The following is a 13,556-nucleotide window of genomic DNA, read 5'->3' on the forward strand; positions in this document are numbered from 1 at the left end:
ACGCCGCCTGATCCACACACCACCAACGACAAGGGCCGGCCCCGAACGGGGCCGGCCCTTGTCGTTGTCTCCGTACCCGGCACGCGGCGCGGTCCGGCCGCCCGGGCAGACACGGCAGCGCAATGCCTGACCAGCAGCAGACCTCAGTCAGCCGCAGCCGCGCGGCTCTGTCGTACCGGTCCCGTCAGCCGCCGGAGTCGGCCAGCTCGGCGCCCTCGGGCACGGTGTCGTCGTCGCGGCTGGCGAGCCAGCCGTCGGGCAGGAAGACCTTGCCGGGCGAGTTGGTGCGCCCGCGCGGCTGGCCGAGCGTGGCGACCGGGAAGGGCTCGGCCGCGTCGAGCTTGCCGAGCAGGTCGTCGAGCTGGGCCAGGCTCTCGATCATCGCCAGCTCGCGGCGCAGCTCGCTGCCCACCGGGAAGCCCTTGAGGTACCAGGCGACGTGCTTGCGGAAGTCGGTGCAGCCGTCCCGTTCGCCCCGCGCGGGGTTGCGCGCGCCGGCGGTGAACTGGTCGACCAGCAACTCGGCGTGGCGGCGCATGGTCTGCGCGACCTCACCCAGGCTGGGCAGCCGGCGCTCGGGGCTTCCGTTGAACGCGGCCTCCAGGTCGGCGAAGAGCCACGGGCGACCCAGGCAGCCGCGGCCGATCACCACCCCGTCGACGCCGGTGTGCGCCACCATCCGCAGCGCGTCGTCGGCCTCCCAGATGTCGCCGTTGCCGAGCACCGGCACGTCGAGCGCCTGCTTGAGCGTGGCGATGGCGTCCCAGTCGGCGGTGCCCGAGTATCGCTGCGCCGCCGTACGACCGTGCAGGGCGACCGCCGCCACGCCGGCGTCCTGCGCGGCGAGGCCCGCCTCGACGTACGTCAGGTGGTCGTCGTCGATGCCCTTGCGCATCTTGACCGTGACCGGCACCCCGGCGGGCGACGCGGCGTCCACCGCGGCCCTGACCAGGCGGGCGAAGAGCCGGCGCCGCCACGGCAGCGCGGATCCGCCGCCCTTGCGGGTGACCTTGGGCACGGGGCAGCCGAAGTTGAGGTCGATGTGGTCGGCGAGGTCCTTCTCGACCACGATCCGCACGGCGGCGGCGGTGATCTCGGGGTCGGTGCCGTAGAGCTGGAGGCTGCGGGGGCGCTCGTCCTCACCGAAGGCGATCATCCGCAGCGTCTTCGGGTTCCGCTCCACCAGCGCGATGGTGGTGATCATCTCGCAGACGTAGATGCCGCCGCCCTGTTCCCGGCAGAGTTGCCGGAAACCGACGTTGGTGATGCCCGCCATCGGGGCGAGCACCACCGGCGGCCACACCTGGTGCCGCCCGAGGGTCAGCGGGCGCGGTGCGGGAACGGTCGGCGCGGTCACCGCACAAGTGTACGGGGCCCCGACCGGCGCTCTTCCGCGCCGACCGGGGCCCCGTCCCGTGGCTCAGCAGCCGGGGAGGCGCTCGATCAGGTAGCGCTCGACCTGGTCCAGGGAGATGCGCTCCTGGGCCATGGTGTCCCGGTTCCGCACGGTCACCGCGTTGTCGTCCAGGGTGTCGAAGTCGACCGTCACGCAGAACGGCGTGCCGATCTCGTCCTGACGACGGTAGCGGCGGCCGATCGCCTGCGAGTCGTCGAACTCCACCACCCAGCGCTTGCGCAGGTCCGCGGCGAGGCCCTTCGCCTTGGGCGAGAGCGCCTCGTTGCGCGACAGCGGCAGCACCGCCACCTTGACCGGGGCCAGCCGCGGGTCGAAGCGCATCACCGTGCGCTTGTCCACGCCGCCCTTGGTGTTCGGCGCCTCGTCCTCGTCGTACGCCTCGAGCAGGAAGGCCAGCACCGCCCGGGTGAGGCCGGCGGCCGGCTCGATGACGTACGGCACCCAGCGCTCCTGCTTCGTCTGGTCGAAGTAGGACAGGTCGACGCCGGAGTGCTTGCTGTGCGTGGACAGGTCGAAGTCGGTGCGGTTGGCGATGCCCTCCAGCTCCGCGAACTCCGTGCCGCCGAACTGGAAGCGGTACTCGATGTCGACGGTGCGCTTCGAGTAGTGGGAGAGCTTCTCCTTGGGGTGCTCGTAGAAGCGCAGGTTGTCCTCCGACAGGCCCAGGTCGAGGTACCAGTTCCAGCGCTCCTGGAGCCAGTACTCGTGCCACTGCTCGTCGGAGCCCGGCTCGACGAAGAACTCCATCTCCATCTGCTCGAACTCGCGGGTGCGGAAGATGAAGTTGCCCGGGGTGATCTCGTTGCGGAACGACTTGCCGGTCTGCGCGATGCCGAACGGCGGCTTCTTGCGGGCGACGGTCTCGACGTTCTTGTAGTTGACGAAGATGCCCTGTGCGGTCTCGGGCCGCAGGTAGTGCATGCCCTCCTCGCTCTCCACCGGGCCGAGGAAGGTCTTCATCAGGCCGTTGAACATCTTCGGCTCGGTGAAGGTGCCCTTGTTGCCGCAGTTCGGGCAGTTCAGCTCGGTCAGCGAGGCCGGCGGCTTGCCGTGCTTGGCCTCGTACGCCTCCTCGAGGTGGTCGGCCCGGAACCGCTTGTGGCAGGACTGGCACTCGGTCAGCGGGTCGACGAAGGCGTCGAGGTGGCCGGAGGCGGCCCAGACGTCCCGGGCCAGGATGACGGCGGAGTCGAGGCCGACCACGTCGTCGCGCTGCTGGACCATGGTCTTCCACCACTGCCGGCGGACGTTCTCCTTCAGCTCCACGCCGAGCGGACCGTAGTCCCACGCCGACCGGGTGCCTCCGTAGATCTCGCTGGAGGGGAAGACGAAGCCTCGGCGCTTGGCGAGGCTGACGACGGCGTCGATACGGTCGGCTGGCATGTTTCCTCCTACGCCGACTGGCGGTCGGCGGGGACGCGGCAGAAAAGGACGGACGGGCGGTTCGGGACAACGGTACGACCAGCACCACCCCGAGCCCAGCAGAATACCGGGGGCGGGTCAGTTGACCCCGCACACCTCCATGCCGCCGGTCTGCCGGTCCTGCCCCAGGACGACCTCCTGCCGGTCCTGCCGGCCGCCGGTGTAGGTCACGTCCACCGGCACGGTCAGCGTGGTGGCGTCCACGTCGCCCACCCGGAAGGCGGCGATCTGCGGCTCGGCGGCGACCCGGCGCTCGAACTCCCGCCGCGACTCGCGCCGCTGCGCGTCGTCGCAGAGCTGGTCGTACGCGGCGCCGTACTTCCGCTCGACCAGCGCCTGGTAGTAGTCGGTGGAGACGGTGCGCCCCTGCTCCCGCACGGCCTGCACCCCGGTCACCGCCAGGCCCACCACGGCCGCGCCGCCGCCACCGCAGCAGAGCAGCACGGCGAGCGCCCCGGCGCCCAGCCCGAGCCAGAGCCGGGTGTTGCGCCCCTCGGTGGGCGGCGCCGCGAACGGCGGGGCCACCCCGGGGCCGGGCGGCGGGGCGGGCACGCCCGGATCCGCCGGCGGGCCGGGCACGACGGGCGGCTGCGCCCCCTCCTGGCCGGGCAGCGAAGAGTACGGCGGCGGTGCCGCCGATCCGGGAGCGGTCATGAGAGCAATCTAGTGCCCGCCGGCTCAGCGGTACGGACCAGCGGCCCGATCGCTGGCCGCCACGACCACGTCCCCGCCCGGCGCGGCGGTGGCGAGCGCCTCGTACGCGGACGGCTCGTCGACCGACTCGGCGAGCAGCGGCACCGCCGTGACCTTGACGTCGAAGCCGCCGAGGGCACGCCGGTAGGTGCCGACGGACTCCCACTCGGTGACCAGGCACCAGTGGCGCGGGTCGTCCAGCGCCCGGACGAGCTGCCCGCGCAGGTAACCGGGGCGGGCCGCGAGCGCGGCGAGGGCGGCGTGCGCCCGCTCGGTGAAGTCGTCGGCGACATCGACGTCCACCACGAACCGGTTCGTCACCAGCACGGGGTTCCTCCTCGTAGAGTCTGTGGGATGCAGCGTACGCAGAGCCCCCTGCCGGCCCGGTTGGCGCGGGCGAACCCGACGACGGTGTTCCTGGTCACCCTGGTGCTGGCGCTGGTCGCGTTCTTCACCCCCGGGGTGGTGGGCGGGCTGCTCACCCTGCTGCTCGCCGCGGCCGTCGCCGCGCTGCTGGTCACCACCTGGTCGGTGCAGACGGTGCCGACCCGGGCGATCCGGCTGGTGGTGCTCACCCTGCTGGTCACCGCGGGCCTGGCAAAGCTGCTCTGACATGCAAGCATGCGTTTTTGACAATCATTGTCGTTGTCGCGGAGAGTTCATGTCATGAACATCCGCTCCGCCCCGCGCACCCTGGCCGCCGCCACCACCGCCCTGCTCGCCCTCGGTGGCGTCGCGGCCTGCTCCGACGACGCGGCCGGCACCGACCCGCAGCGGGTCGACGTGGTGGCCGCCTTCTACCCGCTGCAGTTCCTCGCCGAACGGATCGGCGGCGACGCGGTGAAGGTGACCAACCTGGCCAAGCCCGGCGCCGAGCCGCACGACCTGGAGCTCAACCCGGGGCAGGTCGGCGACGTCAGCCAGGCGGAGCTGGTCGTCTACCTGAAGGGCTTCCAGCCGAACGTGGACGAGGCCGTCGAGCAGAACGCCGGGGAGCGCGCGTTCGACGTGGCCACCGTGCAGCCGCTGCGCGACGCCGCGGCCGACGGGCACGACCACGACCACGGGCACGAGGGCGAGGCCACCGGGGAGCCCCACGCCGAGGAGGAGGGCGGCGGCAAGGACCCGCACCTCTGGCTCGACCCGACCCGCCTGGCCACGGTCGGCGACAAGCTCGCCGAGCGGCTCGGCAAGGCCGACCCGGAGCACGCCGCCGACTACACCGCCCGCGCCGCGACGCTGCGCACCGAGCTGGCGAAGCTGGACGCCGACTTCACCGCCGGCCTGAAGACCTGCCAGCGGCGGGAGATCGTGGTCAGCCACACCGCGTTCGGCTACCTGACCGAGCGTTACCAGCTCGAGCAGATCGGCATCACCGGGCTGAGCCCGGAGAACGAGCCGTCCCCGCAGCGCCTCGCCGAGGTGATCGAGGAGGCCCAGAAGCACAAGGCCACGACGATCTTCTTCGAGACGCTGGTGAGCCCGAAGGTGGCCCAGACCATCGCCGACCAGGTCGGCGCGAAGACCGCGGTACTGGACCCGCTGGAAGGGCTGTCGACCGACGGCGGCGACTACCTTTCGGTGATGCGCACCAACCTGCAGACCCTCAGGACGGCGTTGAGCTGCTCGTGACATCCCCAGTCATCACCGTCACGCACGGGGTGGTCGGCTACGACGGCCGCCCCGTGCTGCGTGACGTCTCGCTGACCGTGACCGCCGGCGAGGTGGTCGCGGTGCTCGGCGCCAACGGCTCCGGCAAGTCCACCCTGATCCGCGCCGTGCTCGGCCTGGTGCCGCTCAGCTCCGGGTCGGTCACCCTCTTCGACCGCCCGTTGCGCCGGTTCCGGCAGTGGCACCGCGTCGGGTACGTCCCGCAGCGCCTCGGCGCCGGCGGCGGCGTACCGGCCACCGTCCGCGAGGTGGTGGCCTCCGGCCGGCTGGCCCGCCGGGGCGTCCTGCGCCCGCCCGGGCGCGCCGACCGGGCCGCCGTCGACGCGGCGCTGGCGGCGGTCGGGCTCGCCGACCGGGCCCGCGACCCGGTCGCCACGCTCTCCGGCGGTCAGCAGCAGCGCACCCTGATCGCCCGGGCGCTGGCCGGCCAGCCGGAACTGCTCGTGCTGGACGAGCCGACCGCCGGGGTGGACGCGGCCAGCCAGGAGGCGTTCGCCGGGGCGCTGCACGACTTCGTGGGCGGCGGCGGCACCGTGCTGCTGGTGGCCCACGAGCTCGGGCCGCTGCGGCCGCTGATCAGCCGGGCGGTCGTCGTACACCAGGGTGGCATCTGTCACGACGGCGCGGTGCCCGAACCCGCCGGCCACCACGCGGAGCCCGACCACGACCACGTGCACCCGCACGGTCCCGACGAGCCCGCCGGGCTGTGGAGCAGCTGAGATGGAACTCTTCCAGTACCCCTACATGCAGCGCGCCCTGGTCGGCGCGCTGATCATCGGCCTGGCCGCCCCGGCGCTCGGCATCTATCTGGTGCAGCGGCGGCTCGCGCTGATCGGCGACGGGGTAGGGCACGTGGCGCTCACCGGCGTCGGCGCGGGCCTGCTGCTCAACCGCTCCCCCGTGCTGGTCGCGGTGGTCGTGGCGACCGTCGGCGCGATCACCATCGAGGTGGTCCGCTCGCGCGGGCGCACCTCCGGCGACCTGGCGTTGGCCCTGCTCTTCTACGGCGGCATAGCCGGCGGCGTGATGCTGGTGGGGCTCTCCGACAGCACCAGCTCCAGCCTCAACTCCTACCTCTTCGGATCGCTGAGCACCATCCCCACGGCCGACCTGGTCACCATCGCGGTGCTCGGCGCGGCGATCCTGGTCACCATGCTGGGGCTGCGTCCCGCCCTCTTCGCGGTCTGCCACGACGAGGAGTACGCGCGGGTCTCCGGGCTGCCGGTGCGCACGCTCAACCTGCTGCTCGCGGTGGCGACCGCGGTCACCGTGACGATCGCCATGCGGGCGGTCGGCGTGCTGCTGATCAGCGCGCTGATGGTGGTGCCGGTGGCCACGGCGCAGCAGGTCACGCGCGGGTTCCGCAGCACGATGGCGGCGGCGATGGCACTCGGCCTCTTCGCCGCCGGTTCGGGGGTCTGGGTGGCGGCGAGCGCCGACACCGCTCCTGGCGCGTCGGTGGTGCTGATGGCGATCGCCTCGTTCGCGGTCGTCGCGATGCTCGGCGCGGGCTGGCGGGTGCTGCGCCGGCGGCGCACCCCGGCCGCCGCGCCCACGCCCGAGCCGCACGAGGTCGTGCTCCGCTGATCCTGGTCGGCGAGGTGCCGATGGGATTGGTTACCGTTACAGGGTGACCAGCGGATCAGGCTACGACGCCTTCGAGGGGGCGAGCGAGCTGCTGCGTGCCCTGTCGGCGCCGATCCGGCTGGCCATCGTCAGCGAGCTCGCCGAGGGCGAACGCTGCGTGCACGAGCTGGTGGACAAGCTCGGCGCCGCGCAGCCGCTGGTCTCCCAGCACCTGCGGGTGCTGCGGGGCGCCGGCGTGGTGCGCGGCTCGCGGCGGGGGCGCGAGATCGCGTACGCCCTGGTCGACGAGCACGTCGCGCACATCGTGGCCGACGCGGTCAGCCACGCCGGGGAGGGGTCATGACGAGTTCGGCGGTCCGCAACACCCGGCAGCGCTCGGCGGTCAGCGCGCTGCTCGCCGAGGTGGAGGGCTTCCACAGCGCGCAGGAACTGCACGCGATGCTGCGCGAGCGCGGTGAGCGGGTCGGGCTGACCACGGTCTACCGCACCCTCCAGGGGCTCGCCGACGCGGGCGAGATCGACGTGATGCGCCCGCCGGGCGGCGAGCACCTCTACCGCCGGTGCAGCGAGGGGCACCACCACCACCTGGTCTGCCGCGGCTGCGGCCGCACCGTGGAGGTGGCCGGGCCGGCGGTGGAGAGCTGGGCGGAGCGGGTGGCGGCGCAGCACGGCTACGCCGACGTCAGCCACACCCTGGAGATCTTCGGCACCTGCCCGGCCTGCGCCCGCTGAGACCCGCCACGAAACGGTCGCCCGTGGCACGCTGTCCGGCGTGAAGATCTACGCCGATCGCTTCCCGACCGCCGTCCGACAGTTGATCACCGACCTGCTCGTCGTCGCCTGGGTGTACGGCGCGGTCCGCGGCGCGCTGTGGCTGCACGACCTCGTCCAGAAGCTCGCCGTACCCGGGCAGAAGCTGGAGGGGGCCGGCGGCGGCCTGGCCGACAACCTGGCCGAGGCGGGCGGCAAGGTCGGCCGGGTGCCGCTGGTGGGCGACGAGCTGACCGCGCCGTTCGAACGGGCCGCCGGAGCCGCCCGGTCGCTGGCCGAGGCCGGACGGGACCAGCAGGAGCTGGTCGACCAGCTCGCCCTCGCGCTGGCCGTCGCCGTGCTGGTCTTCCCGCTCGGCCTGGTGCTCTTCGGCTGGCTGCCGCTGCGGGTGCGCTGGATGCGCCGGGCCGCCTCGGCGGCCAGGCTGGCCGCCGAGCCCGCCGGCCGGGACCTGCTCGCCCTGCGGGCGTTGGCCACCCAGCCGCTCGGGCGGCTGACCCGGATCGCGCCCGACGTGGCCGAGGCGTGGCGACGCGGCGACGACGCCACCGTCGACGCGCTCGCCGCACTGGAGCTGCGCCAACTCGGCCTGCGGGCCGGCCGCTAAGGTCGTCGGGTGTTCTACTTCCTGGTCGTCATCGCCATCCTGCTGCTCGGCTACGCCGCCGTCCTGGTCAACTTCGTCCGCAAGGGCCGCAAGATCCCGCCGGCGGCGTACCTGGGGCTGGCCGCGCTCAACGGGCTGATCCTCGCGGCGATCCTGGCCTGGGCCGTCGCCCGCTGACCCGCCGGCCGCCGGGCCGGTCGGACACCGGCCCGGCAGCCGGGCGGGCCGGTGTCACGCCGAGGGCGGGATGCGGCGGCGGACGTCGGGGGCGGCGGACGGGCCGGGCGACCAGCGCGCCACCCAGGGCAGGTCGTCGGCCGGGGTGAGCACCCCCTCCTCCAGGCCGGCGTAGCGCCCGGCCAGGATCCGCTTCGCGGCGGCCGTGTCGACCGAGTCGGTGTTGTCCCACAGGGCGGTGAAGAGCGCGTCGACCCGGACCCGGGCCTGCCGGCAGAACAGGTCGGCCAGCTCGACGTTCTCCGGCCGGGTGTCCCGCTCGGCGTAGGCGCGCACGCAGACCGCGGACATCGCGAACAGCTCCGCGCCGATGTCCACCACCCGGCCGAGGAACGCCTGCTTGCGCTCCATCTTCCCCTGCCACCGGGACATCGCGTAGAACGTCGACCGGGCCAGCTTGCGCGAGGCGCGCTCGACCTGCCGCAGGTGGCCGGCGAGCGGGCCGAACTCGCCGTACGCCGACGGGCGCTGGCCCTTGCCGACGGCCAGGGTGGGCAGCCACTTCGCGTAGAAGACGCCGGCCCGCGCGCCGGCCTTCGCCTTGCGGCCGAGCCCGGCGTCCGGGTCGATGATGTCGCCGGCGACGGAGAGGTGCGCGTCGACCGCCTCCCGGGCGATCAGCAGGTGCATGATCTCGGTCGAGCCCTCGAAGATCCGGTTGATCCGCAGGTCGCGCAGCAGCTGCTCGACCGCGGCCGGGCGCTCGCCCCGCGCCGCCAGCGAGTCGGCCGTCTCGTAGCCGCGCCCGCCCCGGATCTGGATCAGCTCGTCGGCGATCCTCCAGGCCATCTCGCTGGCGTAGAGCTTGACCAGCGCCGCCTCGATCCGGATGTCGTTGCGGTTGTCGTCGGCCAGCAGGCAGCACAGGTCGAGCATGGTCTCCATGCCGTACGTCGTCGCGGCGATGAAGGAGAGCTTCTGGGCCACCGCCTCGTGCTCGCCGACGGGCCGGCCCCACTGCACCCGGTCGGCGGCCCACTCCCGGGCCACGTTCAACGCCCACTTGCCGGCGCCGACGCACATGGCCGGCAGCGACAGCCGCCCGGTGTTCAGGGTGGTCAGCGCGATCTTCAGGCCCTTGCCCTCGCCGCCGATGACGTTCTCCTTCGGCACGAAGACGTCGTGGAAGCGGGTGAGGCTGTTCTCCAGGCCGCGCAGGCCGACGAAGGCGTTGCGCCGCTCGACCGTGATGCCCTCGGCGTCGCCCTCGACGACGAAGGCGGTGATCCCGCCACGCCGCCCCTCGGCGGCGGGGACCCGGGCCATCACCACGAGCAGGGTGGCGACGGTGCCGTTGGTGGCCCAGAGCTTCACCCCGTTGAGCCGGTAGCCGGTGCCGTCGGGGGTCGGCTCGGCGGTGGTGGCCAGCCGGGCCGGGTCGGAGCCGACGTCCGGCTCGGTGAGCAGGAAGGCGGACACCTCGCCGGCGGCGAGGCGGGGCAGGAAGCGCTGCTTCTGCTCGGCGGTGCCGAACATCTTCAGCGGCTGCGGCACCCCGATGGACTGGTGCGCCGACAGCAGCGCGCCGATCGCCGGGCTGACCGAGCCGGCCAGCATGAGCGCGCGGCAGTAGTGCAGGTTGCTCAGCCCGAGCCCGCCGTACGACCGGTCGACCTTCATGCCGAACGCGCCGAGCCGGGCCAGGCCGTGGAACACGTCGTCCGGGATGGACGCGTCCCGTTCGATGGCCGCCCCGTCCACCTCGGAGGTGAGGAACTCGCGGAACCGGCCCAGGAACTCGTCGGCCCGGGCGACGTCCGCCGCGTCCGGGCGCGGCCAGGGGTCGATCAGGTCGAGTCGGAGGCGGCCGAGGAAGAGTTCCTTGCCGAAGCTGGGTCGGTCCCACGAGGACTCGCGGGCCGCCTCGGCGACCTGGCGGGCCTCCTTCTCGGAGACCTGTCCCGCCTCCTTCGGCAGCGGCCCGGCCGCGCCGGCCGTCGACCTGACCCCGGCGGCGACCGTCGCGGCCTGCCCGGCGCCGGCCGCCGCGCCCTCAAGCGGTGCGGGCTGGTCGACGGCGGCCGTCGGCACGCCTTCGGTGTCCTTCGCCACGGGCTGGTCGGCGCCGGATCCGTCCGGCGTGGGTCGGCTGTTCTGCGTCGTGGTCACGGCTGCCCCCTCGAACCTCGGTCCGGCTGCGTCGACGTGCTCGACAAACAGCACGCTACCCCCGGGTGTTACCCAGGGGTAGCGTTCGGTAAAGATCGAGTTTCGTCGACCCGGGTCAGTCTCCGGGTAGGTGCCGCGGGTCGTCGTCCTCGTCGTCGATGTCGTCCTCGCCCCAGTTGCGCCGGGCGAACGGCAGGAACACCCAGAAGGTGAGGAACCAGATCGCCGTGGCGCCGCTGAGCAGCAGGGCGACGCCCCGGTCCAGCACGAAGTCGGTGATCAGCAGCACCGCGCTGACCATCGAGATCAGCATGAAGGCGAGGCCGGCGCTGGCCATCCGGTGGGCGAACCGGACCAGCTCCGGCTTGCGGCCCTGCCGGAACAGCGCGCGGTGGAACGCCACCGGGGAAATGATCATCGCGGTCGCGGCGGCGGCCGCGAGCAACGAGACGATGTAGACGTCCTTCTGGAAACCACTCGTCCTGGTGAACCCGTTGCTGAACGGCAGGGTCAGCAGGAAGGCGAAGAGGATCTGCACACCGGTCTGCGCGACCCGCAGCTCCTGCAACAGGTCGGCGAAGTTGCGCTGCCAGCGCTGCCGCTCGGTTTCCTTGGACACGGGCTACCTCCGGTCAGACGGTACTGCCGACGGGGCGCGCCCGTCGGCAGCAACGCTGATGCCCCACCGACGGAGCCGCGAAACCGGCTCACGTCGCCCACGCGGGCTGGACGAGCGGGCCGCCCGGGAGTGCCCGGCGGACGCCGGCCCGCTCCGCTCAGGAGCCGCGGCGGATCCGGCCGGCGTACCGGGCCTCGAGGGCGTTGTTGTGCTCGTCGCCGCCGGCGATGTTGGCCGACAGGTAGACCGGAGGCCGCTGCCCCGCGGCGAGCAGCCGGGCCACCACCTCGACCGTGATCTGCTGCGCCAGCAGCGCCGCGGTGATCGACGAGACCGCGCCGACCGCGCCGCCACCGGGCAGCGGCAGCGTCGCGTCGCCGTACGGGGCGCCGTTGTCGAGCACCACGTCGGCGACGTCGGCGAGCTTGCGCCCCGACGGGTGGCGCGAGGTCATCCGCCCGGAGTGCTGCGCCGAGGTGATCGCGACCAGCCCGTGCCCCTTCTCCTTCACCAGGGACGCGAACTCCACCATCGCGCCGTTGACGCCGGAGTTGGAGGCCAGCACGAAGACGTCCCCGGGGCTGACGGGGGCCAGCTCGTAGAGGCGGTGCGCCACCGACGGGTCGCGTTCGAGCAGCGGCCCGAGCACGTCGGCCGGCGCGCCGCCGACCAGCACCAGGTCCCGCAGGGCGATCCGGTTGGTGGGCACCAGCCCGCCGGCCCGGCCCGCGATCTCCATCGCCAGCGCCTCCGAGTGGCCGGTGCCGAACGCGTGGACCACCCCGTCGGCGCGCACCGCGTCGGCGATCAGGTCGGCGGCCCGCCCCACCGCCTCGCGCTGGCTCGTGGCCACCCGCTGCATCGTCTCGGTCACCACGGCTAGGTAGTCCTCGGCACTCACCGTCATGTCTCTCCTCCGTCCATGTCGTACGTCCGTCGGGACCGCCCGGCCACCCCGGCGGGGCGAGGCCGCACCGGTCAGGCCGGGCCCCGCACCCGGGCCAGGATCGCCTCGGCCAGCGGGGCGGGCGCCTCGTCGGGGATCCAGTGGCTCACCCCGGGCAGCTCGACGAAGCGGTAGTCGGCGCTCACGTGGCCGGCGCACGCCTCGGCCACGGTCCGGCCGACCGCGATGTCGCGGTCGCTCCACACGAAGGTGGTCGGCACCGGCACCGGCCCGGTGGCCGCCATGTCCCGCCGGGACATCGCCCGGTACCAGTTCAGCGCCGCCGTCAGCGCGCCGGGCTCGCGCATCGGGTCCGCGTACGCGGCCACCCGCTCGTCGTCGCCGACCCCGTGCAGCATCCGGCGCAGCCCGGTCGCGCCCAGCGCCAGCAGCGCCTTCTCCGCCCTGCCCGGCTTGCGGAACAGCACGATGTACGCCGAGCGCGCCTTCTGCCCCGGGTCCTCGGCCAGCGCGTGGGCCATCGCGGCGGGGTGCGGCACGGAGACCGCGGTCAGCGTCCGGACCCGCTCCGGGTGGCGGGCGGCCAGGTCCCAGGCCACCACCGCGCCCCAGTCGTGCCCCACGAGGTGCGCCGCGTCGACGCCCAGCGCGTCCAGCACGGCCACCGCGTCGGCCACCAGCTCCGGCATCCGGTACGCCTCGACCGCCTCGGGCCGCGCGCCCGGCGAGTAACCGCGCTGGTCCGGCGCGTACGTGCGCAGGCCGGCGGCGTGCAGCGGCGGGACGACGTCGTCCCACTCCCCGCCGTGCTGGGGAAAGCCGTGCAGCAGCAGGACGGGCGCGCCACCCTCGGGACCGCCGACGCGTACGTCGAACGTGAGCCCGCGCGCCTCGATCCGCATGATCGCCAGCCTACCCAGGGCGGGCGGGGTCACTCGTACGGGCGTTTGGGGGTGGGCACCTGCCGCCAGGACTCCACGTCGAGGTAGGGGATCTCGGCGTCGTTGACCGGGTCCCGGGCGATCCGGTCGCTGTAGCGGCCGGTCACCTCGATCCAGGTGTCGTCGGCGAGCCCTTCGGGGGCGGCGCCGGTCAGGCCCAGCTTGACCGGCCGCCCGTCGGCCGCGCAGCAGGAGAGCACCATCCGGGCCAGGAGCGGTCGGCCGTCGGGGCCGGTGGTGACGAAACCGGTCAGCCGGACCCGGCGCCCGCCGAGCGACGCGCCCCGGTCGAACAGCGCCCGCGAGGCGTAGTCGAGCACGCTGACCTGCGCCGGATCGCCGTCGGGCAGGGGCGGGTAGTCGGACGGCTGTTGCCGGGCGGAGAGCGCGGTGCCGGCCTGCCCGGCCGCGTACGAGCCGAGGGCGGGCGGGGCGACCAGGAGCAGGCCCAGCGCCGGCAGGATCAGCAGCCAGCCGATCCGCGGCTCGTGGTGGCCGTGCCCGTGGTCGGCGGCCTCGTCCCGTCCTCCGGCGCGCCGGAGGACGGGACGCAGCTCGTACCAGAGGGTCATGAC

At 73.6% G+C, this 13,556-nt stretch carries 17 protein-coding genes; 8 read left to right on the forward strand and 9 right to left on the reverse strand.

The features are described from left to right. Nucleotides 1-184 precede the first annotated feature (184 nt). From dusB to AB0L34_RS29060, 4 genes are all read right to left on the reverse strand, one after another. Nucleotides 185-1,357, reverse strand: coding sequence for a tRNA dihydrouridine synthase DusB (gene dusB, locus AB0L34_RS29045; protein ID WP_363708275.1), 1,173 nt, complete (start codon nt 1,355-1,357; stop codon nt 185-187). Between the two features lie 63 nt (nt 1,358-1,420). Continuing rightward, the gene (locus tag AB0L34_RS29050) at nt 1,421-2,800 is read right to left on the reverse strand and encodes a glycine--tRNA ligase (RefSeq protein WP_350710736.1); all 1,380 of its coding nucleotides are present in this window, start codon (nt 2,798-2,800) and stop codon (nt 1,421-1,423) included. Between the two features lie 117 nt (nt 2,801-2,917). After that, complete coding sequence (locus AB0L34_RS29055) at nt 2,918-3,391, reverse strand: hypothetical protein (protein ID WP_350710893.1); 474 nt, start codon at nt 3,389-3,391, stop codon at nt 2,918-2,920. A gap of 126 nt (nt 3,392-3,517) precedes the next feature. Continuing rightward, entirely contained in the window at nt 3,518-3,859 is a 342-nt protein-coding gene (locus AB0L34_RS29060; protein ID WP_350710738.1) for an antibiotic biosynthesis monooxygenase, read from the reverse strand. 27 nt (nt 3,860-3,886) lie between these two features. On the opposite strand from AB0L34_RS29060, the gene AB0L34_RS29065 reads away from it, so the two are divergent. Genes AB0L34_RS29065 through AB0L34_RS29100 form a run of 8 tightly spaced genes read left to right on the forward strand, consistent with a single transcriptional unit; the run spans nt 3,887 to nt 8,345 of the window. Next, entirely contained in the window at nt 3,887-4,144 is a 258-nt protein-coding gene (locus AB0L34_RS29065; RefSeq protein ID WP_363708278.1) for a hypothetical protein, read from the forward strand. Between the two features lie 54 nt (nt 4,145-4,198). Further along, nucleotides 4,199-5,164 carry a metal ABC transporter substrate-binding protein gene (locus AB0L34_RS29070; RefSeq protein WP_363708280.1) on the forward strand — a complete coding sequence of 322 codons (966 nt, stop codon included), beginning with the start codon at nt 4,199-4,201 and terminating at the stop codon, nt 5,162-5,164. Beyond that, complete coding sequence (locus AB0L34_RS29075; protein WP_357460492.1) at nt 5,161-5,922, forward strand: metal ABC transporter ATP-binding protein; 762 nt, start codon at nt 5,161-5,163, stop codon at nt 5,920-5,922. Before AB0L34_RS29070 ends, AB0L34_RS29075 begins: the two co-directional genes overlap by 4 nt. A gap of 1 nt (nt 5,923) precedes the next feature. After that, the gene (locus AB0L34_RS29080) at nt 5,924-6,790 is read left to right on the forward strand and encodes a metal ABC transporter permease (RefSeq protein ID WP_363708282.1); all 867 of its coding nucleotides are present in this window, start codon (nt 5,924-5,926) and stop codon (nt 6,788-6,790) included. Nucleotides 6,791-6,833: 43 nt separating this feature from the next. Next, nucleotides 6,834-7,133 carry a metalloregulator ArsR/SmtB family transcription factor gene (locus tag AB0L34_RS29085; RefSeq protein WP_350710747.1) on the forward strand — a complete coding sequence of 100 codons (300 nt, stop codon included), beginning with the start codon at nt 6,834-6,836 and terminating at the stop codon, nt 7,131-7,133. Further along, the gene (locus AB0L34_RS29090; RefSeq protein WP_350710749.1) at nt 7,130-7,522 is read left to right on the forward strand and encodes a Fur family transcriptional regulator; all 393 of its coding nucleotides are present in this window, start codon (nt 7,130-7,132) and stop codon (nt 7,520-7,522) included. Before AB0L34_RS29085 ends, AB0L34_RS29090 begins: the two co-directional genes overlap by 4 nt. Before the next feature lie 40 nt (nt 7,523-7,562). Beyond that, nucleotides 7,563-8,168, forward strand: coding sequence for a hypothetical protein (locus tag AB0L34_RS29095; protein WP_357460483.1), 606 nt, complete (start codon nt 7,563-7,565; stop codon nt 8,166-8,168). 9 nt (nt 8,169-8,177) lie between these two features. Then, complete coding sequence (locus AB0L34_RS29100; RefSeq protein ID WP_357460480.1) at nt 8,178-8,345, forward strand: hypothetical protein; 168 nt, start codon at nt 8,178-8,180, stop codon at nt 8,343-8,345. A 54-nt stretch (nt 8,346-8,399) separates the two neighbouring features. Here the strand turns inward: AB0L34_RS29100 and AB0L34_RS29105 are convergent, their stop codons facing one another. From AB0L34_RS29105 to AB0L34_RS29125, 5 genes are all read right to left on the reverse strand, one after another. After that, on the reverse strand, nt 8,400-10,322 hold the full coding sequence (locus AB0L34_RS29105) for an acyl-CoA dehydrogenase family protein (RefSeq protein WP_363708289.1): 1,923 nt from the start codon (nt 10,320-10,322) through the stop codon (nt 8,400-8,402). 307 nt (nt 10,323-10,629) lie between these two features. Continuing rightward, entirely contained in the window at nt 10,630-11,133 is a 504-nt protein-coding gene (locus AB0L34_RS29110) for a DUF6328 family protein (RefSeq protein ID WP_350710755.1), read from the reverse strand. Nucleotides 11,134-11,290: 157 nt separating this feature from the next. Continuing rightward, entirely contained in the window at nt 11,291-12,040 is a 750-nt protein-coding gene (locus AB0L34_RS29115; RefSeq protein WP_357460474.1) for an SIS domain-containing protein, read from the reverse strand. A 71-nt stretch (nt 12,041-12,111) separates the two neighbouring features. After that, a complete protein-coding gene (locus AB0L34_RS29120; RefSeq protein ID WP_363708285.1) occupies nt 12,112-12,942 on the reverse strand; it encodes an alpha/beta fold hydrolase in 831 nt (276 codons plus the stop codon). Between the two features lie 29 nt (nt 12,943-12,971). Further along, the coding region (locus tag AB0L34_RS29125; RefSeq protein ID WP_363708287.1) for a TIGR03943 family protein at nt 12,972-13,556 on the reverse strand (585 nt) is incomplete at its 5' end.

It is taken from the genome of Micromonospora sp. NPDC052213, assembly GCF_040679695.1.
Lineage (GTDB): Bacteria > Actinomycetota > Actinomycetes > Mycobacteriales > Micromonosporaceae > Micromonospora.

What these genes read in the sequence shown, in the direction of transcription:
- AB0L34_RS29050 (WP_350710736.1), bottom strand. Translation starts at nt 2,800, where the DNA reads ATGCCAGCCGACCGTATCGACGCCGTCGTCAGCCTCGCCAAGCGCCGA.
- AB0L34_RS29065 (WP_363708278.1), top strand. Translation starts at nt 3,887, where the DNA reads ATGCAGCGTACGCAGAGCCCCCTGCCGGCCCGGTTGGCGCGGGCGAAC.
- AB0L34_RS29070 (WP_363708280.1), top strand. Translation starts at nt 4,199, where the DNA reads ATGAACATCCGCTCCGCCCCGCGCACCCTGGCCGCCGCCACCACCGCC.
- AB0L34_RS29080 (WP_363708282.1), top strand. Translation starts at nt 5,924, where the DNA reads ATGGAACTCTTCCAGTACCCCTACATGCAGCGCGCCCTGGTCGGCGCG.
- AB0L34_RS29090 (WP_350710749.1), top strand. Translation starts at nt 7,130, where the DNA reads ATGACGAGTTCGGCGGTCCGCAACACCCGGCAGCGCTCGGCGGTCAGC.
- AB0L34_RS29115 (WP_357460474.1), bottom strand. Translation starts at nt 12,040, where the DNA reads ATGACGGTGAGTGCCGAGGACTACCTAGCCGTGGTGACCGAGACGATG.
- AB0L34_RS29120 (WP_363708285.1), bottom strand. Translation starts at nt 12,942, where the DNA reads ATGCGGATCGAGGCGCGCGGGCTCACGTTCGACGTACGCGTCGGCGGT.